This window comes from Streptomyces sp. DF42, assembly GCF_058267695.1.
Genome location: NZ_CM177859.1, coordinates 303932 through 324860, shown reverse-complemented (window position 1 = coordinate 324860; position 20929 = coordinate 303932). Strand labels below are relative to the sequence as shown.

General features: G+C 71.8%; 18 protein-coding genes and 2 pseudogenes. 9 read left to right on the top strand and 11 right to left on the bottom strand.

The annotated features are described in order from the left end of the window. Positions 1 to 133 precede the first annotated feature (133 nt). From ACYUED_RS01605 to ACYUED_RS01585, 5 genes and pseudogenes are all read left to right on the top strand, one after another. On the top strand, positions 134 to 313 hold the full coding sequence (locus tag ACYUED_RS01605) for a hypothetical protein (protein WP_266676207.1): 180 nt from the start codon (positions 134 to 136) through the stop codon (positions 311 to 313). A 118-nt stretch (positions 314 to 431) separates the two neighbouring features. Next, positions 432 to 1499 (top strand): glucose-1-phosphate thymidylyltransferase, encoded by a 1068-nt coding sequence (locus ACYUED_RS01600; RefSeq protein ID WP_491290522.1) that lies wholly within the window; start codon positions 432 to 434, stop codon positions 1497 to 1499. Then, positions 1496 to 2464: a dTDP-glucose 4,6-dehydratase gene (gene rfbB / locus ACYUED_RS01595; protein ID WP_491290521.1), complete on the top strand. Its 969-nt coding sequence runs from the start codon at positions 1496 to 1498 to the stop codon at positions 2462 to 2464. Before ACYUED_RS01600 ends, rfbB begins: the two co-directional genes overlap by 4 nt. Further along, a pseudogene (rfbD, locus tag ACYUED_RS01590) lies at positions 2461 to 3342 on the top strand (dTDP-4-dehydrorhamnose reductase). Before rfbB ends, rfbD begins: the two are co-directional and overlap by 4 nt. Beyond that, positions 3329 to 4132, top strand: coding sequence for a class I SAM-dependent methyltransferase (locus tag ACYUED_RS01585; protein ID WP_491290520.1), 804 nt, complete (start codon positions 3329 to 3331; stop codon positions 4130 to 4132). The pseudogene rfbD and the gene ACYUED_RS01585 overlap by 14 nt, the downstream one beginning before the upstream one ends. On the opposite strand, the pseudogene ACYUED_RS01580 reads toward ACYUED_RS01585, so the two are convergent. The 4 genes and pseudogenes from ACYUED_RS01580 to ACYUED_RS01565 form a co-directional block, all read right to left on the bottom strand. After that, a pseudogene (locus ACYUED_RS01580) lies at positions 4047 to 4710 on the bottom strand (dTDP-4-dehydrorhamnose 3,5-epimerase family protein). The gene ACYUED_RS01585 and the pseudogene ACYUED_RS01580 overlap by 86 nt on opposite strands. 19 nt (positions 4711 to 4729) lie before the next feature. After that, positions 4730 to 6688 carry a glycosyltransferase family 2 protein gene (locus ACYUED_RS01575; protein ID WP_491290519.1) on the bottom strand — a complete coding sequence of 653 codons (1959 nt, stop codon included), beginning with the start codon at positions 6686 to 6688 and terminating at the stop codon, positions 4730 to 4732. A gap of 119 nt (positions 6689 to 6807) precedes the next feature. Continuing rightward, positions 6808 to 7392, bottom strand: coding sequence for a hydrolase (locus ACYUED_RS01570; protein WP_491294793.1), 585 nt, complete (start codon positions 7390 to 7392; stop codon positions 6808 to 6810). Positions 7393 to 7664: 272 nt separating this feature from the next. Next, positions 7665 to 8126 (bottom strand): MarR family winged helix-turn-helix transcriptional regulator, encoded by a 462-nt coding sequence (locus ACYUED_RS01565; protein WP_491290518.1) that lies wholly within the window; start codon positions 8124 to 8126, stop codon positions 7665 to 7667. A 210-nt stretch (positions 8127 to 8336) separates the two neighbouring features. On the opposite strand from ACYUED_RS01565, the gene ACYUED_RS01560 reads away from it, so the two are divergent. After that, positions 8337 to 8855 (top strand): metallophosphoesterase family protein, encoded by a 519-nt coding sequence (locus ACYUED_RS01560; protein WP_491290517.1) that lies wholly within the window; start codon positions 8337 to 8339, stop codon positions 8853 to 8855. A 93-nt stretch (positions 8856 to 8948) separates the two neighbouring features. After that, complete coding sequence (locus ACYUED_RS01555; protein ID WP_491290516.1) at positions 8949 to 10400, top strand: MFS transporter; 1452 nt, start codon at positions 8949 to 8951, stop codon at positions 10398 to 10400. A 467-nt stretch (positions 10401 to 10867) separates the two neighbouring features. Here the strand turns inward: ACYUED_RS01555 and ACYUED_RS01550 are convergent, their stop codons facing one another. Genes ACYUED_RS01550 through ACYUED_RS01540 form a run of 3 tightly spaced genes read right to left on the bottom strand, consistent with a single transcriptional unit; the run spans position 10868 to position 13701 of the window. Beyond that, positions 10868 to 11467 carry an SRPBCC family protein gene (locus tag ACYUED_RS01550; protein ID WP_491290515.1) on the bottom strand — a complete coding sequence of 200 codons (600 nt, stop codon included), beginning with the start codon at positions 11465 to 11467 and terminating at the stop codon, positions 10868 to 10870. Between the two features lie 25 nt (positions 11468 to 11492). Further along, the gene (locus ACYUED_RS01545; protein WP_491290514.1) at positions 11493 to 12614 is read right to left on the bottom strand and encodes an XdhC family protein; all 1122 of its coding nucleotides are present in this window, start codon (positions 12612 to 12614) and stop codon (positions 11493 to 11495) included. Continuing rightward, positions 12607 to 13701 (bottom strand): vWA domain-containing protein, encoded by a 1095-nt coding sequence (locus ACYUED_RS01540; protein ID WP_491294792.1) that lies wholly within the window; start codon positions 13699 to 13701, stop codon positions 12607 to 12609. Before ACYUED_RS01540 ends, ACYUED_RS01545 begins: the two co-directional genes overlap by 8 nt. Here ACYUED_RS01540 and ACYUED_RS01535 point away from each other — a divergent pair. Continuing rightward, complete coding sequence (locus tag ACYUED_RS01535; protein WP_491294857.1) at positions 13660 to 13971, top strand: hypothetical protein; 312 nt, start codon at positions 13660 to 13662, stop codon at positions 13969 to 13971. The two genes, ACYUED_RS01540 and ACYUED_RS01535, sit on opposite strands and share 42 nt — an antisense overlap. A 137-nt stretch (positions 13972 to 14108) precedes the next feature. Here the strand turns inward: ACYUED_RS01535 and ACYUED_RS01530 are convergent, their stop codons facing one another. From ACYUED_RS01530 to ACYUED_RS01515, 4 genes are read right to left on the bottom strand one after another with little or no spacing between them, the layout of a single operon-like run. Then, on the bottom strand, positions 14109 to 15035 hold the full coding sequence (locus ACYUED_RS01530; RefSeq protein WP_491294790.1) for an AAA family ATPase: 927 nt from the start codon (positions 15033 to 15035) through the stop codon (positions 14109 to 14111). Between the two features lie 6 nt (positions 15036 to 15041). After that, positions 15042 to 15896, bottom strand: coding sequence for an FAD binding domain-containing protein (locus ACYUED_RS01525; RefSeq protein ID WP_491290513.1), 855 nt, complete (start codon positions 15894 to 15896; stop codon positions 15042 to 15044). Further along, the gene (locus ACYUED_RS01520) at positions 15893 to 18256 is read right to left on the bottom strand and encodes a xanthine dehydrogenase family protein molybdopterin-binding subunit (protein ID WP_491290512.1); all 2364 of its coding nucleotides are present in this window, start codon (positions 18254 to 18256) and stop codon (positions 15893 to 15895) included. The genes ACYUED_RS01525 and ACYUED_RS01520 overlap by 4 nt, the downstream gene beginning before the upstream one ends. Then, complete coding sequence (locus tag ACYUED_RS01515; protein WP_491290511.1) at positions 18253 to 18723, bottom strand: (2Fe-2S)-binding protein; 471 nt, start codon at positions 18721 to 18723, stop codon at positions 18253 to 18255. Before ACYUED_RS01515 ends, ACYUED_RS01520 begins: the two co-directional genes overlap by 4 nt. Positions 18724 to 18950: 227 nt before the next feature. Here ACYUED_RS01515 and ACYUED_RS01510 point away from each other — a divergent pair, with 227 nt between their 5' ends. Further along, the gene (locus ACYUED_RS01510; protein ID WP_491290510.1) at positions 18951 to 20924 is read left to right on the top strand and encodes a GTP-binding protein; all 1974 of its coding nucleotides are present in this window, start codon (positions 18951 to 18953) and stop codon (positions 20922 to 20924) included. The last annotated feature ends 5 nt before the right edge of the window (positions 20925 to 20929 follow it).

Below are 20929 nucleotides of genomic sequence, written 5' to 3'. Positions count from 1 at the left end.
ACGCCCGACCCCCGAACGGGACGCTCCACGCGGCATGTTCATGCGCCCGGCGCCCCCCATACGCGGCCGTTTGGCCGGGCCGCTTCCGGGGACCCGTTCTGCGGGCACTGACGAAGAAGGAAGATGAGCCGCCGTGACGTCGCACACCAGTGAGAAGCTCATGATCCGTCGACCGGAGACCGGGTGGTCGAAGGCCAGGCGTCTGCGCGGCAAGGGCGTCGTGCGCACCTGCGTGCCGGCCGTTCTCGACCAGGAGGTCACCCGGACGGACCAGCAGGGTCCGGAGGGGAACATCGTGCGGGGCGAGGACTGACCAGGCCCCTCACCGCAAGCACGTGCTGCGTCGCCGGACCGGCGGCGCAGCGCCGTCGTAACGGACCAGCCACACTGGTCGCAGCCCGTCCTCGGGGCCCGCGACTAAGGTGAAGCAGATGAAGGCTCTCGTGCTGTCCGGTGGTGCAGGTACACGACTGAGGCCGATCACGCACACATCGGCCAAGCAGCTCGTGCCCGTGGCCAACAAGGCCGTGCTCTTCTACGGACTGGAATCCATCGCCGCCGCCGGCATCACGGAGGTCGGTGTCATCGTCGGAGACACCGCCGCCGAGATCCAGGAAGCGGTCGGCGACGGATCCAAGTTCGGTCTGGAGATCACCTATATCCCCCAGGAGCGGCCCCTCGGGCTGGCCCACGCGGTGCTGATCGCGCGGGACTGGCTCGGCGACGACGACTTCGTGATGTATCTGGGCGACAACTTCATCGTCGGCGGCATCAGCACCCTCGTGGACGAGTTCCGCGGCAACCGCCCCGACGCCCAGATCCTGCTCACCGAAGTCGCCGACCCCCGTTCCTTCGGCGTTGCCGAACTCGACTCCCTGGGCCAGGTCGTCGGCCTGGAGGAGAAACCCGAACACCCCAAGAGCAACTTTGCCCTGGTGGGGGTCTACCTCTTCACGCCCCTCATCCACGAGGCCGTGCGCGCCATCAGGCCCTCCTGGCGTGGCGAACTCGAGATCACCCACGCCATCCAGCACCTGATCGACCGCCGTGCCGACGTGCGCTGCACCGTCATCAAGGGCTACTGGAAGGACACCGGGAACGTCGTCGACATGCTCGAAGTCAACCGGACCGTCCTGGAAGGCCTGGACCGCCGCATCGACGGTGAGGTGGACGAGGGCTCCGAGACCATCGGGCGGGTGGTCGTGGAGGAGGGCGCCCGGGTCGTCAACTCCCGCATCGTCGGACCCGTCGTGATCGGCGCCGGCACCGTCGTCCAGGAGTCCTACGTCGGCCCCTTCACCTCCGTCGCCGAGAACTGCCGGATCATCGACAGCGAACTGGAGTTCTCCATCGTGCTGCGCGACTCCTCGATCCTCGGAGTGGGCCGGATCGAGAACTCCCTGATCGGCCGGCACGTCGAGGTCACCCCGGCGCCCAGTGTGCCCAGCGCACACCGTCTGGTCCTCGGAGACCACAGCAAGGTGCAGATCCACACATGAACCTCCTCGTCACCGGCGCCGCCGGATTCATCGGCTCGTGTCACGTCCGCACCCTGCTCGCCGCCGACGGGCCCGAAGCGCCGCGGATCACCGTGCTGGACAAGCTCACCTACGCCGGCAGCCTCGACAACCTCGATCTCGCCCACCCCCGGCTGGAGTTCGTCCAGGGCGACATCCGCGACGCCGAACTCGTCGACAAGCTGATGACCGAGGCCGACCAGGTGGTGCACTTCGCCGCCGAGTCCCACGTCGACCGCTCGATCACCGGCGCGACCGACTTCGTGATGACCAACGTGGTGGGCACCCAGACCCTCCTCGACGCGGCCCTGCGCCACCGCGTGGAACCCTTCGTGCACGTCTCCACCGACGAGGTCTACGGCTCCATCGAGTCCGGCTCCTGGCCGGAGGACCATCCGCTGAGCCCCAACTCCCCCTACTCCGCCTCCAAGGCCTCCTCCGACCTGCTCGCCCTCGCCTACCACCGCACCCACGGCCTGGACGTCCGCGTCACCCGCTGCTCCAACAACTACGGCCCGCACCAGTTCCCCGAGAAGGTCATCCCGCTGTTCGTCACCAACCTCCTGGACGGCAGGACGGTCCCGCTCTACGGCGAGGGACTCAACGTCCGCGACTGGCTGCACGTCGAGGACCACTGCCAGGGTGTGGAGCTGGTGCGCACACAGGGCCGGCCGGGGGAGGTCTACAACATCGGCGGCGGCACGGAGCTGAGCAACAGGGACCTCACCGGCCTGCTGCTGGACGCCTGCGGGGCCGGCTGGGACCGCGTGGAGTACGTGGAGGACCGCAAGGGCCACGACCTGCGCTACTCCGTCGACTGGAGCAAGGCCCGCGACGAACTCGGCTACCGCCCCCGCCACGACTTCGCCTCCGGCCTCGCCGAGACGGTTGCCTGGTACCGGGACAACCGCGCCTGGTGGGAGCCCCTGAAACGGCGGTCGGCATGAGGTGGCCGGTCACGGGAGCCGGCGGCATGCTCGGCCGGGACACGGTCGACGAGCCGACCCGGCGCGGCGAGGACGTCACAGGGCTGGATGACGCGGCCCTGGACGTCACCCGACAGCAGGCGGTCGAGGGGGCGTTGGCCGACCACCGCCCTGATCCGGTCGTCAACCGCGCCGCGTACACGGCCGTCGGCGACGCCGAGACCGACGAGGAGCGGGCCCTGTGGATCAACGGCGACGGGCCCCGCCACCTCGCCCGCCCCCGCGCCGCGCACGACGCACGCCTGATCCACGTCTCCACCGACCACGTCTCCGCAGGCGACGCCGCGACTCCGTACCCGGAAGACCACCCCACCGCCCCGCGCACCGCCTACGGCCGTACCGAACTCGCCGGCGAGCGTGCCGTGGCCCAGGAGCACCCCACATCTGGCGCAATAGTGCGAACCGCTTGGCTCCACGGCGTCCACGGGCGTAGTTTCGTCCGCACGATGATCGACCTGGAGTCGCTCCGCGACACCCTCCACGTCGTCGACGACCAGCGCGGGCAGCCAACGTGGAGCGCGGACGTCGCCGTACGTCTCGCCGACCTCGGCCCGCACTCGGCCGGGGCGCGAGCGGTGGCTTCCATGCCACCGGCGCCGGCGAGGCCACCTGGTACGAGCCGGCCCGCGAGGTCTTCCGCGACCTCGGCGCCGACTCGGACGGGGTGCGCCCCGTCGGCAGCGAGGCCTTCCCCCAGGCCTGCTCCTCGTCCCGCGTACAGCGTCCCCGCCCACGACCGCCGGCAGGAGCCCGGCCTGTCGCCGCTGCGCGACCGGCACGCCGCCCTGCCCGAAGCACTGCCCCAGATTCGCAAGGAGTCCCTTCGTGAAACGCCATGAGTTCCTGCGGGAACTGCACAAGGCCTCGGCCAACCGCAACTACCTGGAGATCGGGGTCAACGACGGCCGCAGCCTCAAGCTGTCGCGCGTCCCCAGTATCGCGGTCGACCCCGCGTTCAAGGTGGTCACGGAGATCCGTTGCGACGTCCACCTGGTGAAGGCCACCAGCGACGACTTCTTCGCCCGGGACAACCCGCTGGCCCACCTCAAGGGCGGCCGCCATCCCCTGCGCAATCTGCGCCGGGGCCGCAGCCCCTTGGGCTACTGGCGGCGCACTACCCTCGACCTGGCGTTCATCGACGGCATGCACCTCTTCGAGTACGCGCTGCGGGACTTCATCAACATCGAGAAGCACGCCGACTGGGCCAGCGTGATCGTCTTCGACGACATGCTGCCGCGCAGCATCGACGAGGCGGCCCGCGACCGGCACACCGACGCCTGGACCGGCGACGTGTACAAGGTCATCGAGATCCTGAACCGCTACCGCCCCGACCTGGTGACCGTCCTCGTCGACACCCAGCCCACCGGGCAGCTGGTCATCTTCGGCGCCGACCCCAAGAGCACCGTGCTGCAGGACAAGTACGACGAGATCATCGCCGAGTTCAAGGTGCCCGACCCGCAGAAGGTGCCCGAGGCCGTCCTGGAGCGGGTCAAGGCGGTCAAGCCGGAGACTCTGGTGGGAGCCGACTTCTGGCGCCCGCTGGTCAGCGCCCGCAACCGCGGCCTGAGCCGCTCCCGCGGCTGGAAGGCGCTGCAGTCGGCCCTGGAGCCGCTCGCCGCCAGTCGCTGACCTTGCCGCGCAGCTTCTCGTAGCAGGCGGTGCAGGCCTCGTACGACGCAAGCAGCCCCGTCCGCCGAGCCTCGGCCGGCGACGGGGCGTCAGCGTCCTTCGGCGACGGCAGCGGGGGGACGCCCTCCGGTCAGACGATGCCCAGGTCCGAGTCCAGGCGGTGCACACCGTGCTCGCGCTCGGGGGCATACCCGGTCGAGCACAGGTACACCACCGTGGCGTGGTCGGTCAGCGCCATGAAGGCGTGCCCGAGCCCCTCCGCGAGAACGGCGCGTGCCTTGCCGTCGTCCAGGCGCACCGCCTCCCACCGCGCGAAGGTGGGCGAACCCACGCGCAGATCGACCACGACGTCCAGGATCGCGCCGCGCACGCAGGTGACGTACTCGGCCTGCCCGGGCGGCACGTCGGAGAAGTGCACCCCGCGCAGGACGCCCCACCGGGAGACCCGAGCAGTTGGCCTGCGCGGGGGAGAGGGCGTACCCGGTGGCCTCGCGGAACTCCCCACCGCGGTACCACTCGTGGAAGCTGCCCCGCTCGTCGGGGAACACCTTGGGTTCGAGCACCCAGGTGCCCGTCATGCCGAGCGATCGGACACGGTCACGTCTTTCGAGTCCTGGCCGACCGGGACGCCGTACGCAGGCCGAGGACCGCGGCGAGTGCCCGCCGCGCCCTGCGGGCCACCCGTCTCAGAGCCGAGGGCCTGCGCGTCCGCACCACCTTGACCGAGGTCGTGTCCGCACGCAGGGCGAGCGGCAGCGGGAGGAAGCGTGGCTCGTCGGCCTCCGGAGCAGCGCACAGGGCGGTCCGCCAGGTCGCGCCCCTGAGGTCGGAGACGGACAGAGCCGCCTCCAGTACGGCCCCGTCACCGGCGGGAGAGAGCGTACCCGGCGCGTCGACCGACCTGTGTGCCGAAGTGAGCCGCAGCAGCACCGCGGTGTCGGCCGGCACGTGCAGGGGGACCGGCGTACGCAGCCGGCCGCCCGCGGTGTCGACGGCCGCGGGGTCGAGGCGGTCGAAGCCCAGGCGCTTGTTCGCCCGGTCGACGTCCAGGGAGAGATTGCCGTGCTGGTCGGTCCAGTACGGCAGGACCACCCGCCCGCCCACGACGCCGCCTGACGTGGCGGCACGGGCCTTGCGCGGGCCGGGGCCGATGCGGGCCTCCTTGCTCCAACCGCCCAGCCTGACACGGGCGTACGTGTCCCACAGCCCGCCGCGCAGCGGTGTGCCGTCCACCGCGCCCGCCGGGTCGACCGCGGCAGTCGCCCGCAGCACCAGCCTTACGCGCCCGCTGTCCTCGACCGGCACGATCTCCCGGGTGACCTCGACCGGCTGGAAGTACTGGGCGGCGCTGGCGCGTTCGCGCACCAGCAGGTCCAGCGTGGCCTGAGAGAACCGGGCCACGGTGTCGGCACCCACCCAGGCGATCGCGTCCGCGATGTTGTCGGGCGGACCGTCCAGCGGGGTCTGGACCCCGCCGCCGGGGAACGTCAGCGGCGAACCCCCCGTGGTGAACTCGGCGGTGAAGCCGAGGCGCAGCGCCCCGTCCCGCCACTCGACGGTGCCGGGCCGGGCCGACAGAGTGAGCCCGACCTCCCACTCGGCGAAGGCCACGACGTCGTCGTACCGGTCGGCGGCGATCAGCGCGGCCACGACCTGCTGCGTCGGCAGCATCCCGGTGGCGACACCGGGGCCGAAGCGCTCGGCGACGACCCGGTGGATCTCCTCGAACTGCTTGCGCCGATAGTCGTCCGGTTTGCTGAGGAGGCGCCGGCCGCGCATCCGCTCCACCATCTCGACGCGCAGCCATCGGCGGTAGAGGCTGTCGCGCACCGCGCCCGGCTCGGTGTACTGCTCGACGACGTCCAGTGCCTCCCGCAGGTTCTTGAAGTACCCGGCGGGATCGAAGCGTTGGAAGCCCGCGTTGGAGGAGTCGTCCCGGCGGACGTGGTAGTAGCAGACGTAGTCACCGATCACGGAGACGTTGGCCGCGCGCAGATACGCCTCCGTCACGAAGACATGGTCCTCAAGCCGCCGCCTGCCTTCGGGGAAGCGCAGGCCGATATCGTCGAGGAAGGCCCGGCGGAACATCTTGTGCGGGGTGAGGCTGTCGATGAGCGGGGCGTCCGCCACGCTCGCGCGCGGCCGGTTGCGGCGGAACAGCTCCACCGGGACCCCGCGGCCCTGGCCGGCCATCTTGCCGACGACGACGTCCGCGCCGTTGGCCACGCCGTACTCGTACATCCGCTCCAGGGCCTCGACGCCGAGGTGGTCGTCGTTGTCGACGAACATGACGTACTCGCCCCGGGAGGCGTCGATGCCGACGTTGCGGGGCTTGCCCGACCAGCCGGAGTTCTCCTGGTGGAAGACCCGGACCCGGGGCTCTTCGGCGGCGAGCGCGTCGAGCCGGGCCGGGGTCTGGTCGGTGGAACCGTCGTCGACGAAGATCACTTCGTATGCGTCGGGTGGCAGGGACTGCTTGAGCAACGAGGTGATGCAGTCCTCGATGTAAGGCCCCGGGTTGTAGACGGGGACGATGACGCTGACCTTGACCGGCATCGGGCTCCGAGCCCCCTCGGGTCGCTCGCCGTATGGGTGGGTGCGGGTGGCCAGATGCTATCTCCGACGGGAGCCTCGGCCCACTCCGGGCGCCCCTTCGGGGGTCCCCGGCGACCGGATCAGCCGTGCGTCTTGGCCAACAGCTCCAGGATCTCGTCCGTGGTGCCCGGCTCGCCCAGACGCGGGAAGATCCGCTCGATGCTGTTGTCGTGTGCCTCGGGGCTCATGTCGCTCATGGCGTCGGTGGCGAGGGTGACGTGGTAGCCGTGCTCGTGGGCGGCGCGGGCGGTGGACTCCACGCCGATGCTGGTGGCGATGCCCGTCAGCACGATCTGCGTGACGCCGCGACGGCGCAGCCGGACGTCGAGGCCGGTGCCGTGGAAGGCACCCCAGTTGCGCTTGGTGACCCTGATATCGCCGGGGTGACCGGCCAGTTCGGGAACGACGACGTCCCAGCCCTCGGGCAGGGTGCCACCCCGGCCGGCGGCCTGGGTGCGGCCGGGGACGGCGTCGCTCCCGTCCGCGGCGAACGAGACCCTGACCAGCACCACGGGCAGGTCCCGGGCACGGAAGGCGTCGGCGAGTTCGGCCGTACGGGCGACGACCTCGGCGCCGGTGTACGGCTGGGTGGGCGCGCCCACTGTGCCGGCCTGGAGGTCGATCACGACGAGGGCGGTGCGCGGGTCGAGTGCGGTGACGGTCAAGGGCCAGGCCTTTCGGGAGCGTGCGGGTGAGTTCGGTTCGGGCGGTGCGGACCCGGTAGGCATGCGCGGGGCCGGATCGTGCCGACCTGCTGTGTCGGTGCGGTGGGAGAAGAACGTCGCGGCGGCGGCGGAGGCGGCCGGCGTGTCGAGGAAGAGGAACATGAAGGTGCGCTGCAGTCCGGCGGCCGAGGCGATACGGGCCGGCCCGGACACCGCCCCCACGGCAAGGAGTTTCCGGCCTCGCGACAGGCCGACGCCACGAAGCCTCGGTGTCACTGCTGCGTGAGCCGTTCCAGCAGGGCAAGGCCGTCGACAACGGTGCGGCGTTCGTCCTCCGTGAACCGGTCCTGCAGGGCCCGGGCCAGCCACTCCTCGCGTGCCTGGCGGTCGCCCTCGACACGTCGTCGGCCCGCGTCGGTCAGGGTGACGAGCCGGCGGCGGCCGTCGTCCGGGTCGGGGCTGCGCCGGATCATTCCCTGCCGGTCCAGAACGGCGAGCGTGGTGGCCATCGACTGCGGCCGTACGCCCTCGGCCACGGCCAGCGCGCTGGCAGTGGCGGCCCCGTGCTTGGCGACCAGGGTGAGCGCGGAGACCTGCGGCGGCGTGAGCGCGTCGTCCTCCGCGACCTCCCTGATACGGCGCCGCAGTCGGCTGAACACGACCCGCAGGTCGCGCGCCGCACGCGCGGCGGAATCGCTGATGCCCCCGTGAGGGTCGGTGACCGGTCCGTCCATACCCTCACCGTAGAATCATAAGCTGAGACTGTCCAGTTCAGCCTGAACAGTTTTCTCTGTAGATCCTCAGCTTTCTCTGCAGACCCTCCGCGTGCGCGCACACACGCCGGCGCCGGCCCGCCCCAGTGGGGCGGGGTCGGCCGCAAGCCCTGGCCGACGCACCGGGCGGTCCGCCCACCGCGGCACCGACGCGCTCTCTACGCTGCCCCTGTGCGCCTTCTCCTGACGACCGACACCCACCTCCCCAAGCGCGCCAAGGAGCTGCCCGCCCCGCTCCTCGCCGAACTCCCGCGCGCCGACGTCGTGTTCCACGCCGGGGACTGGGTCGACGCCGGCACCCTCGACCTGCTGGAGGCCCGCTGTCGCCGACTCGTCGGTGTGTACGGCAACAACGACGGGCCCGAGCTGCGGGCGCGGCTGCCCGAGGTGGCGTACGCCGACCTCGGTGGACTGCGCTTCGGGGTCGTACACGAGACGGGCCCGGCGCCGGGCCGGGAGACGCGCTGCGCCGCCCGGTTCCCGGACCTGGACGTGCTGGTCTTCGGCCACAGCCACATCCCGTGGGACACCACCGCCCCGGGCGGCCTGCGACTGCTCAACCCCGGTTCCCCGACCGACCGCCGCCGTCAGCCCCACTGCACCTACATGACCGCCACCGTGGCCGACGGCCTGCTCACGGACGTACAGCTGCACCGCCTGCCACCGCGCCGGCCACCGGTTTCGGGGTAGAGGGGCGGGGGCACCCGACAGCGGCGCTGCGCAGCCGTGCAGCAGCACCTGGCACACGGCGGCACTGTCAGACCCCACTGGTACCAAGGAACCATGACTGGAACACCGGCGACGCTTCTGCGTCGCGCGGTGAGCCCCGCACGGCCCGCGGGCTCGCCGCGCACCGTCCTGCTCGTCATGTGCACCGGGTACTTCCTGGTGCTGCTCGACGTCACCATCGTCAACGTCGCGCTGCCCGCCATCGGTTCGGGCCTGGGCACCGACGTCGGAGGCCTCCAGTGGGTGGTGGACGGCTATGCGCTGGCACTCGCCGCCCTCATGCTGACCAGCGGGACGGCCGGAGACCTGTACGGACACCGGGGGGTGGTGCTGGCCCGACTGGTCGTCTTCGGCGTGGGCTCGCTGGCCTGCGGAGTCGCCCCGGACGTGCCCGTCCTGGTCGCCGCCAGGGTGCTCCAGGGCATGGGCGCGGCCCTGCTGCTGCCGGGCACCCTGGCCATCATCAGCCGCGCCTTCCCCGACAGAGCGGCACGCGCGCGGGCGATCGGTCTCTGGGCCGGCATCGGAAGCCTGGCCCTGCCCGCCGGCCCGCTGCTCGGCGGCGCACTCGTCGACGGCCTCGGCTGGCGGGCGATCTTCCTGCTGAACGTGCCGATCGTGCTGGTGGCCCTGGTGTGGGCCGCGGCGATCGTGCCGGAGAGCAGAGAGGCGCAGGCCCGGCGTCCGGACCTGCCCGGAGTGCTGCTCGGCAGCCTGCTGCTGCTGGCGACGACGTACGCCTTCATCGAGGGCGGACGCTCGGGCGCCGCCACGCCCCAGGGGCTCACGGCCGTGATCCTCGCCCTCCTCGCCGTGCCGGCACTGGCCGTGGCCGAACTGCGCCGCGGGGACGACGCGATGCTGCCCGTCGCACTGCTGCGGCGACCCGCCTTCGACGCGGCGAACGTGGTGGCCGGGATCATGAACATGGGCACGCTCGGCACACTGTTCGTGCTGATGCTGTTCCTGCAGTCGGTCCAGGGCCGCTCCGCGCTGCTCGCGGGCGCGGCGGTGATCCCGCTGTTCGCGCCGCTCGTGGTCATCGCGCCGTTCGGCGGGCGCATCACCAGCCGGATCGGGTCCCGCCTGCCGGCCGCCGCGGGCCTGCTCGTCGCCACGGCAGGGCTCACGCTCCTGGTCCTGGCCGCGCCGCACTCCCCGTATCCGATCCTGCTGCCCGCGTTCCTGTTGTGGGGCACCGGCATGGGCCTGCTGACCCCGGCGGTCGTCGCCGCGGCCATCGCGGCTGTCCCCGCCGAACGCTCAGGGCTGGCCTCCGCGATGAACAACACCGCACGTCAGACCGGCGGTGCGATAGGTATCGCGGTGGCGGGAGCGATCGCCGGACAGCCCACCGACGTGAAGAGTTTCGTACGGGGCTTCCATGCCGTCGCCCTCGGAGCCGCGGGCCTGTACGCGACGGGCGCGGTGCTCGCACTCCTCCTGTTGCCGGGCGCCCTGCGTCCGGGCGGCGGAAAGCGAGGAGAGCAGCGGGCGTCAGCGTGACAGGGGGACCCGGGGCCCATCCGCGACGTGCGTGACTGCATGAGATCCGGGCCGCTGCATGCAGCTGCGAGCGGCCCGGGCGCTGCGAGTGTGCGCTGTCACGGACCTCCTTCCCGCAGAGGTGCTGTCTTGCGGGGGGCGTGCAATGCCTCCGTTGTCCGCCGCCTACCCCTTCCGGGGCGCCCTCACACACGGGAAAACGGTCGGCTCGGGGCCGGCGGCCCGCAGAGAAGGACGGAGGGCTGACAGACGGCACTCTTGTACGCCCACCTGTACGCCCTCTGCTCTCCGCCCGGTTCCCGCAATGGGCCCACCCTCCCGTCAGCCCGGTGCCGCAGTCCGGCATGGACAACGCCACGAACCGGCAACCCGGGTCACGGCGGCCCTGAACCACCCGGGTCACGGCAGCGCTGAACCATCTGGAGGCGACCTTCGCGGACCACCGGCGGGACGAACCCTGAGGGCGATCAACTCCGCCGCGACCGCCGTACGCCCCTGAACACGACCGCCGCGAGGACGACCGCCGCGACCACCACTCCCGCCCGTTTGGCCACCGGCACCCCGGCCGTGCGGAACAGGTCGAGGGGCTCGGCCGGCTCCGGCGGCTCCTCCACCGTCGCGGCGGGCTCGACGATCCGCTCCGACAGGCAGTCGGCGAACTGGCCGACCAGCCGGTCGCCGACCTCCGCCATCACACCGCGCCCGAACTGCGCCGGCCGCCCGGTCACCGTGAGATCGGTGCGCACCGACACGGCCGTACCGTCGTCGTGCGAGGTCAGGGTGCCGGTCACCGTGGCGCGTGCCGTGCCCTGGCCACGGGTCTCCCGGCCACTGGCGATCAGCACCATCCGGTGCGCCGTCTCGTCCTGTTCCTCGAAGACGGCGGTGCCCTTGTAGGTCACGGCGATCGGGCCCACCTTGACCTTCACCGAGCCCGTGACGGTCTTGCCGTCGTACTCCTCGACGGTCGCCCCGGGCATGCACGGCGCGATCCGCTCGATGTCGAGGAGCGTCCGCCAGGCGTCGTCGACCGGAACCGGCACGGTGAACTCGTGATGCAGCTCCATCACGTCCTCCTGGGATGCGAGGGACTCACAGGGATTCAAGGGGAAGGCCGGGCGGCGGATGAATCGCGCCGCCGGTCGCGGTCAGCGGGGTGCCGGTGCCGCCCCAGCGCAGGGCGACGATCTCGGCGGCGACGGACACGGCGACCTCCTCGGGCGTACGGGCGCCGAGGTCGAGGCCGACCGGTGAGCGCAGCCGGGCCAGTTCGGGCTCGGTGAGACCGGCCTCCAGCAGTCGCTTCATACGGTCGTCGTGCGTACGGCGGCTGCCCATCGCCCCGATGTACGCGGCCGGTCGCCGCAGCGCCTCCTCCAGCAACGGCACGTCGAACTTGGGGTCGTGGGTGAGGACGCAGATCACCGTGCGCTCGTCGGTATCGGTGCCCCGGAGGTAGCGGTGCGGCCAGTCGACGATCACCTCCACGGCTTCGGGGAAGCGCTTGGGCGTGGCGAACACCGGGCGGGCGTCGCACACGGTGACCCGGTAGCCGAGGAAGCTGCCGATGCGGGCCACGGCGGCCGCGTAGTCGATCGCGCCGAAGACCAGCATGCGCGGGGGCGGGGCGAAGGAGTGCAGGAACACGCTCACCGTGTCCTCGCGCCGCTCGCCGCGGGGACCGTAGTGGCGCAACCCCGTGGCGCCCAGGGCGAGTTCGCCGCGCGCGTCGGCGGTGACGGCCACGTCCAGGCCGGGCGGGCCCAGCGTGCCGGACACCTCGTCCGGCCAGACGGCGAGAGTGGCCCCGGTCCTCGCCGGCCCGTCCGTCACCGTCGCCACGGTCACCGGGCGGCCCGCGGAGACGGACTCCGCGACCGCCGCGAAGGCCGGGTCGGTCTCCCGGGTGACCGGCCGGATCAGCAGGGTGATCTCGCCGCCGCAGGTCAGCCCCACCGCGAAGGCGTCCTCGTCGCTGTACCCGAAGGTCTCCAGCCGGGCCTCGCCGCTCTCCATGACCTCCTCGGCAAGCTCGAAGACGGCCCCCTCGACACAGCCGCCGGAGACACTCCCCACGACCTCCTGGCCCGGGCCCACCGCCATGGCCGCGCCGGGATCGCGCGGTGCGCTGCGGCTCACGGATACGACGGTCGCGAGGCCGAACGGGGCCCGAGCCGCATACCACTCGCTCAGCGTAGGGAGGATGTCACGCACGATCCGCTCCTTCCACGGCCGCGTCGGCCCCTCGCACCACCGCCGCCAGACGTTCCAGCGCGGCCAGGCTGTGCCCCTCGACGAAAGCATCGACGCTCGGCAGTGCCGCCGCCATCCCGGCGGCCAGGGGCGCGTAGCCGGGGCGTGCCTTGCGCGGATTGGCCCAGATCACCCGGTGCGCCAGTCGATGCAGGCGGCGCATCTGAGCCCCGAGCAGCGCCGGATCGCCACGCTCCCACCCGTCGGACAGCAGCACCACCACCGCCCCGCGCGCCATGCCCCGCTGCCCCCAGCGGTTCAGGAACTCGCGCAGCAGCTCCCCGAGCCGGGTGCCGCCGCGCCAGTCGGGCACGGCCGCGGCGAGTGCGGTCATCGCCAAGTCCGGGTCACGGTGCGACAGTTCGCGGGTCACCCGGGTCAGCCGGGTGCCGATCGTGAACACCTCCGTACGGCCTCCGTGCGCGGCCGCGTGCGCGAACCGCAGCAGCGCGTCGGCGTACGGCGCCATCGAACCGCTGACGTCCACCAGCAGGACGACCCGGCGCGGCCGGTCGGACCGGGTGTGCCGCCGCAGCCGCGCCGGCTCACCGCCGCGCCGCAGCAACTCCCGCACGGTGCGGTGCGGATCGACGTCCCCGCGCCGCGCCGGCCGCCGCCGCGCGCTGCGCCGTACCTCGCCGCGCAGCGCGAACGCGGCCAGTAGGCGGCGCAGTTGCTCGCGCTCGGCGGAATCCAGCCCGGCGACGTCGCGATGGCGCAGGACTTCGGAGGAACTGGCGAGCGCGGCCGCGGGTGGCCCCTCGTCTCGCTGCTCGTCCGGAGCGCGTCCGCCGGGCACAGGACCCTCCCGTACGACCAGCCGCAGCCGTGGCGGGGGCGCCGCGGCCGCCACCCCTCTGCCGGTTGGTCCACCTCCGAAATAGGCGGCGAACACCCGCTCGTACCGCTCCAGGTCGTCCCGACCGCCGCACAGCGTCAACCGCCCCGCCCAGTACACGTCCGCCCGCACCCCGGGCTCCAACTCGTCCACCGCCCGCAGAAAGGCATGCACCCGCTCGGCACTCGCATCGCCCCCGGCCGCTCGCAGTGCCCGGGCAAAACCGAGGAGAACGGCATCGGCACGGGCCCCGGCGGCGGGCTGGGCGGCTTGGCCGGGCGGACCGTCGGCCGCCGAGCCCACGGAATCGTTGCCGCTGCCCTGTTCCGCAACACCGCCGGGCCTGCTGCGCGTTTCAACCCCCTCGCCCTCGCCCTCGTCATCGCCATGGGCGTATGCCGGCCGGTCCGGTGGAGTGCGCCCGCCGGACTGCTCGCGCCTCTGACCGGGAGTGTCGCCGCGCGGGTGGTGCGCCGCTGACGCGCCGAAGCGCCCGTCTTCCGGCGAACCCTCGTCCGTCTGCCCACTCCGCGCGCAGCTCCACCCCCACCCCGCACCGCCGCTCACCCCGCCTGTGCCGCTCACCCCGCTGACCCCGCTCGCGCCGCCCATTCCGCTCACGCCCCCCGAGTCGCCAGTACCGCCGACAGGTCGAGGCCCCGGGCCCGTTCCATGTCCTCTCGGTACTTCAGGACCGAGCCCAGCGTGGCGACCGCGAGTTCCGCGTCGACCACGTCGGCGCCCAGTGCGTCCAGGGCCTCGGTCCAGTCGATGGTCTCGGCGACGCCCGGTGGTTTGAGCAGGTCCTGGGACCGCAGGGCCTGCACGAGCGCGGTCACCTGTTCCGCCAGGCGTGCCGACACACCGGGCAACCGCCGCCGTACGATGGCCAGTTCGCGGGCGAAGCCGGGGTGGTCGAACCAGTGGTAGAGGCAGCGACGCTTCAGCGCGTCGTGCACCTCTCGGGTGCGGTTGGAGGTCAGGACGACCACGGGAGGCACCTCGGCACGCAGGGTGCCCAGCTCCGGGATCGTGACCGAGAACTCCGAAAGCAGCTCCAGCAGGAAGGCCTCGAACTCGTCGTCGGCGCGGTCGATCTCGTCGACCAGCAGCACCGACGGCTGCGTCTCCAAGGCCTTGAGCAGCGGTCGGGCGACCAGGAAGCGCCGGTCGTACAGCTCGCCCTCAAGGCGGTCGGCGTCCTTGACTCCGGCCGCCTCCGCGGCCCTCAGGTGCAGCAGCTGACGGGGGAAGTCCCAGTCGTACAGCGCCTGCGAGGCGTCGATGCCCTCATGGCACTGCAACCGGATCAGCGGCGCGTCGAGCGCCACGGCGAGGGCGGACGCCAGCGCGGTCTTGCCGACGCCCGCGTCGCCCTCGCAGAAGATCGGCCGGTGCAGCCGCAGAGCCAGGAAGCAGGCGGTCGCCAGCCCGTCGTCGACGAGGTATCCCGTCTCCTCCAGGCGGGCCCGTACCTGCTCCGGGCCGTCGAGGTCCGCGGCCGGGCCCGGCCCGTCCGCGATCGGGTCATGCGTGTGTGTGATCGGTCCTCACCCCATTCCGGCGGCGACCAGGACCGCCCGCCTGGTCAGCACCCGCGCCAGGTGTTCGCGGTACTCGGGGGAGGCCGAGGTGTCCTGCGACGGCCGCGTCCCCTCCGCCGCGGACTCCGCGGCCCGCGCCACGGCCTCCGCGTCCCCGGCACCGGACAGGGCCTCCTCGGTCACCGAGGCGCGCAGCGGGGTCGAGCCCATGTTGCTCAGGCCGATCCGTGCCTCGGCGATGTGCCCGTCGTCGCGCCGCACCAGCGTGGCCACGCCGACGATCGCCCAGGACTGCGCCACCTGATGGAACTTCTCGTAGTGGAAGCCCCAGCCGTCCGTCTTCGGTACCCGCACCTCCACCAGGAGCTCGTCGGGCGCCAGCGAGGACTGGAGATAGTCGACGAAGAAGTCGCGGGCCGGGATCGTGCGCCGTCCGCCCGGTCCCTGCGCCACCAGTTCCCCGCCCAGCGCCAGCACCACCGCGGGCAGGTCCCCGGCCGGATCGGCGTGGGCGAGGGAGCCGCCCAGGGTGCCGCGGTGCCGTATGGCGGGGTCCGCGACCGTGGCCGTGGCGGACGCCAGCAGGCCCGCGTGCCGGCGGACCAGTGGATCGCGGATGACGTCGTGGTGCGTCGTCATCGCGCCTATGACGAGCGTGTCGCCGTCCTCGCGCACCCCGCGCAGCGCGGGGATGCGGCCGACGTCCACGACCAGCTCGGGAAAGGCCAGCCGCATCCTCAGCAGCGGCAGCAGGCTCTGCCCGCCGGCCAGTACCTTCGCGTCCTCGCCGGCGTCGGCGAGCGCGCGTACCGCTTCGTCGACGGTGGCCGGCCGGGTGTAGTCGAATGCCGGAGGAATCATCGCCGGGCCTCCCTCACCGCTCGCCAGACCCGCTCGGGTGTACAGGGCATGCGTATGTCGTGCACGCCCAGGGGCCGCAGCGCGTCCATGACCGCGTTGACCACGGCGGGCGTGGACGCGATCGTGCCCGCCTCCCCGACCCCCTTGACGCCCAGGGGATTCGAGGTGGCCGGTGTCTCCGTCCGGTCCGTCACGAAGTCGGGCAGGTCAGGTGCCGACGGTACGAGGTAGTCGGCCATCGTGCCGGTGACCAGGTTGCCGTCGTCGTCGTACACGGCCTCCTCGTAGAGCGCCTGCGCGATGCCCTGCGCGATGCCGCCGTGCACCTGTCCCTCGACGATCGTCGGGTTCACGACCTTGCCGACGTCGTCGACGCTGACGTAGGAGCGGATCCGCGTCTGCCCGGTCTCCGTGTCCACCTCGACCGCGCACAGGTGGGTGCCGTGCGGATAGGAGAAGTTGTCCGGGTCGGTGAGGTGCTCGGCGTTGATGGTGGGTTCCATGCCGTCGGGCAGATCGTGCGAGGAGAACGTCTCGAAGGCGACCTCCTGGATGGTCTTCCGGGCGTCCGGAGAGCCCTTCACGGAGAACACGCCGTCGGTGAACTCCAGGTCGTTCTCGCTCGCTTCGAGCAGGTGGGCAGCCACCTTCCGTGCCTTCTCGACCACCTTCCGCGCGGCATGGTGGACGGCGGTTCCGCCCACGACGAGCGACCGCGATCCGTAGGTGTCCATGCCCTGCGGGGCTGCCTTGGTGTCGCCGTGCACCACTTCGACGTCCTCGAACGGCACCCCCAGCACGTCGGCGGCGATCTGGCTCCAGCAGGTCACATGGCCCTGCCCGTGCGGGCTGGTGCCGGTGACCACCTCGACCTTGCCGGTCGGCAGCACCCGGATGCTCGCCGCCTCCCAGCCGCCGGCCGCGTACCTGAGGTCCCTCAGCACCCGGCTCGGGGCGAGCCCGCACATCTCGGTGTACGTCGACACGCCGATGCCGAGCCGTACGGTGTCTCCCCGGTGATTGCGGTCCGCCTGTTCGGCCCGCAACTTGTCGTAGTCGAACAGCGTCAGAGCCTTCTCGGTCGCGGCCTCGTAGTTGCCGCTGTCGTAGGTCAGGCCGGCGATCGCCGTGTACGGGAACTCCTCGTGTCCGATCCAGTTCCGGCGCCTCAACTCCACCGGATCCAGGCCGAGTTCGACGGCCAGCTCGTCCATGATCCGCTCGATGGCGAACGTCGCCTCCGGGCGTCCGGCGCCCCGGTAGGCGTCGGTGGGCGTCCTGGTCGTGAAGACACCGGTGCACGTGAAGTCGTAGGAGTCCATCTTGTAGATCGCCGGATACATGAAGGCGCCCAGGATGGGGATGCCCGGGGTGACGAGCATCAGGTACGCGCCCATGTCGGCCAGCAGATCGACCTTGAGGCCGAGCAGTGTGCCGTCACGGTTCGCGGCGATCTCGACGTCCTGGATCATCCCGCGGCCGTGGTGCGTGGCCAGATAGCCCTCGGAGCGGGACTCGGTCCACTTCACGGGCCTGCCCAGCCTGCGGGCGACCGCGAGGGCGATGGCCTCCTCGCCGTACACCTGGAGCTTGGAGCCGAAACCGCCGCCGACGTCGGGGGCGACCACCCGCAGTTTGTGCTCCGGGATGCCGGTGACCACCGCCATCATGACGCGCACGATGTGCGGGATCTGGGTGGCCGAGTACAGCGTGTACTCGCCGGACGCGGCGAGCGGGGTGACGACGACGGCGCGCGGTTCCATCGCGTTGGGGATGAGCCGCTGCTGGTGGTAGCGGCGCTTGAGCGTGACCTCCGCGCGCTCCCGTACGGAGCCGAAGTCCTCGCCCGTCTTCAGCGGCCAGACGTAGCAGCGGTTGGTGCCCTTGCCGGAGTGGACCAGAGGGGCGTCCTGCGCGAGCGCGGCCTCCAGGTCCAGGACCGGGGGCAGCGGCCCGTAGTCGACCTCGATCGCCTCCAGGGCGTCCGCGGCCGCGTACCGGTCGCGGGCCACCACCACGGCCACCGGGTCGCCCGCGTACCGCACCTCGTCGACGGCGACCGCCGGGTGGTCCGGCAGCACGATGTCCTCGGTCACCGGCCAGGCGCAGGGCAGCGAGCCCAGGACGTCGGCGAAGTCGCCGCCGCTGAACGCGGCGATGACGCCGGGACGATCGAGGGCCGGCGACACGTCGATCCGCTCGATGCGGGCGTGAGCCATCGGGCTGCGCAGGATCGCCATGTGCAGCAGTCCGTTGACGCTGATGTTGTCGGTCCAGTTGGTCTGCCCGGTGATCAGCCGGGCGTCCTCCTTGCGGGGCCGGGCACGCCCGACCTCGGGTTCCACGGCCTGGTCGGTCATGCCGGGACCTCCTGCTCGGAGGCGGCCTGTACGGCCCGCACGATGTTCTGGTAGCCGGTGCAGCGGCAGAGATTGCCCTCCAGGGCGTGGCGGATCTCCTCCGAGGTGGGGTGCGGGTGCTCGCGCAGCAGATCGCGTGCGGCCATCAGCATCCCGGGCGTGCAGTAGCCGCACTGCAGGGCGTGCTTCTCGTGGAAGGCGCGCTGCAGGGCGGTCAGCTCCCCGTCATGGGCCAGCCCCTGCACGGTGGTCACCTCGCTTCCGTCGGCCTGGACGGCGAGCACGGAGCAGCTCTTGACGCTCGCGCCGTCCAGTTCGACCGTGCAGGCCCCGCAGTTCGAGGTGTCGCAGCCGATCGGGGTGCCGGTCAGACCGAGGCGGTCGCGGAGGTAGTGGACCAGGAGGAGACGGGGTTCCACGTCGTCCTCGTACGTCGTGCCGTCCACCTTCACCGAGATGTGGGTCATGTGCCCTCCCAGGATCACGGGACGTGATGTACGTCACTCTAGAGCCGCTTCTGGAAGGGTGCGAGAGCAGCGGATTCATTGGTTGAGCGTTAATCCGTTGCCGTCGTGACTGCCGGCCTGCTGGACTTTGGGTGTCCTGTCACCGCACCGCCCGGGAGCAGCAATGCGCGCACCGTTCATGTCCCGCCTGAAAGGAAACGCCCCCTCTTCGAAGGACATGACGCTTCGTGCATCTGATCAACCTCGGCATCCTTGCGCACGTCGACGCAGGTAAGACCAGCCTGACCGAGCGGCTGCTGCACTCGGTCGGCGTGATCGACGAGATCGGCCGCGTCGACGACGGGAACACCCGGACCGACACCCTCGCGCTGGAGCGGCAGCGCGGCATCACCATCAAGTCCGCCGTCGTCTCGTTCCCGATCGACGACGTGACGGTCAACCTCATCGACACCCCCGGCCACCCGGACTTCATCGCTGAGGTGGAGCGGGTGCTCGGCGTGCTCGACGGAGCCGTGCTGGTCGTCTCGGCCGTCGAGGGCGTCCAGGCGCAGACGCGGGTCCTGATGCGGACCCTGCAGCGGCTGCGCATCCCGACCCTCCTCTTCGTCAACAAGATCGACCGCCGCGGCGCTCGCCCCGACGCTGTCCTGCGAGCGATCTCCGAGCGGCTCACTTCTGCGGTCGTGCCGATGGGGACCACCGCAGGGCCGGGTACGCCCGACGCCCGCTTCACGCCGGGCCTCGCGCCGACCGCCCCGGACGTCCTGGCGGACCATGACGACGATCTGCTGGCCTCCTACGTGGAGGGCGCTGCCATGTCACACGCCACCGTGCGCAGAGCCCTGACCGCGCAGACCCGCCGGGCCCGGGTCCACCCCGTCTACTTCGGCTCGGCCATCACGGGCGCGGGCGTGGACGCGCTGGTGACGGGCATCAAGGAACTCCTGCCACCGGCCGGCGGCGACCCCGGCGGACCGGTCTCGGGTGCCGTCTTCAAGGTCGACCGCGGCCCGGCGGGGGAGAAGGTGGCGTACGCCCGGATGTTCTCCGGCACCCTGCGCACTCGCGACCGGGTCCCCTTCGGTGAGGCCGGCCAGGAGGGCAGGGTCACCGCGATCGGCGTCTTCGACCACGGCGGCGACGTCCGGGCCGACGCGGTCCCCGCCGACCGGATCGCCAGGCTCTGGGGCCTGACCGACATCAGGATCGGCGACGCGATCGGCGAACCCCGCAAGGCGTACGAGCGCTTCTTCGCCCCGCCGACGCTGGAGACGGTGGTCGTCCCGGGCCCGGGCGTGGACCGGGGGAGGCTTCATCTCGCGCTGACCCGGCTCGCCGAACAGGACCCGCTCATCGACCTGCGCCACGACGAGGTGCGCCAGGAGACCGCCGTGTCCCTCTACGGCGAGGTGCAGAAGGAGGTCGTCCAGGCCACGCTCGGCGAGGAGTTCGGGCTCGACGTCACCTTCCGGGAGACCACGACGATCTGCATCGAGCGCCCGTCCGGCTCGGGGGCGGCCGTCGAGTTCAACAAGAAGGACCCGAACCCGTTCCTCGCCACCGTCGGCCTGCGCGTCGACCCCGCGCCGACCGGCTCGGGCGTGGACTTCCGCCTGGAGGTGGAACTCGGCTCGATGCCCTACGCCTTCTTCAAGGCCGTCGAGGACACCGTCCGCGAAGCCCTTGGCCAGGGGCTGCACGGCTGGCAGGTCACCGACTGCGTCGTCACCATGACCCACTCCGGCTACTCGCCCCGGCAGAGCCACGCCCACCAGGGCTTCGACAAGAGCATGTCGAGCACCGGCGCCGACTTCCGCGGGGTGACGCCGCTGGTCCTGGCCGAGGCGCTGCGCCGGGCGGGCGTGCGGGTGTACGAGCCGATGCACCGCTTCCGGATCGAGGCCCCGGCCGACACCCTCGGCGCCCTGCTCCCGGTGCTGGCCGCGCTGCGGGCCGTACCGCAGACGACCAGGACGCGAGGTGCCGACTGCCTCCTGGAGGGTGCGGTCCCGGCGGGCCGGGTGCACGAACTGGAGCAGCGGCTGCCCGGACTCACGCGCGGAGAAGGCGAGTTGGAGACCGCCTTCGACCACCACGCACCGATCACCTACGGAACGGTTCCCGAACGTCCCCGCACCGACCACAACCCCCTCAACCGCAAGGAGTACCTGTTGAACGTGACGCGTCGAGTGGGGAGTTGAAGCGG

Excerpts from the sequence above, each read along its gene's own strand:
- ACYUED_RS01535 (WP_491294857.1), top strand. The coding sequence starts at position 13,660 with ATGCACCCGCTCGGCACTCGCATCGCCCCCGGCCGCTCGCAGTGCCCG.
- ACYUED_RS01525 (WP_491290513.1), bottom strand. The coding sequence starts at position 15,896 with ATGATTCCTCCGGCATTCGACTACACCCGGCCGGCCACCGTCGACGAA.
- rfbB (WP_491290521.1), top strand. The coding sequence starts at position 1,496 with ATGAACCTCCTCGTCACCGGCGCCGCCGGATTCATCGGCTCGTGTCAC.
- ACYUED_RS01520 (WP_491290512.1), bottom strand. The coding sequence starts at position 18,256 with ATGACCGACCAGGCCGTGGAACCCGAGGTCGGGCGTGCCCGGCCCCGC.
- ACYUED_RS01515 (WP_491290511.1), bottom strand. The coding sequence starts at position 18,723 with ATGACCCACATCTCGGTGAAGGTGGACGGCACGACGTACGAGGACGAC.
- ACYUED_RS01550 (WP_491290515.1), bottom strand. The coding sequence starts at position 11,467 with ATGGAGCTGCATCACGAGTTCACCGTGCCGGTTCCGGTCGACGACGCC.
- ACYUED_RS01600 (WP_491290522.1), top strand. The coding sequence starts at position 432 with ATGAAGGCTCTCGTGCTGTCCGGTGGTGCAGGTACACGACTGAGGCCG.
- ACYUED_RS01575 (WP_491290519.1), bottom strand. The coding sequence starts at position 6,688 with ATGCCGGTCAAGGTCAGCGTCATCGTCCCCGTCTACAACCCGGGGCCT.
- ACYUED_RS01555 (WP_491290516.1), top strand. The coding sequence starts at position 8,949 with ATGACTGGAACACCGGCGACGCTTCTGCGTCGCGCGGTGAGCCCCGCA.
- ACYUED_RS01565 (WP_491290518.1), bottom strand. The coding sequence starts at position 8,126 with ATGGACGGACCGGTCACCGACCCTCACGGGGGCATCAGCGATTCCGCC.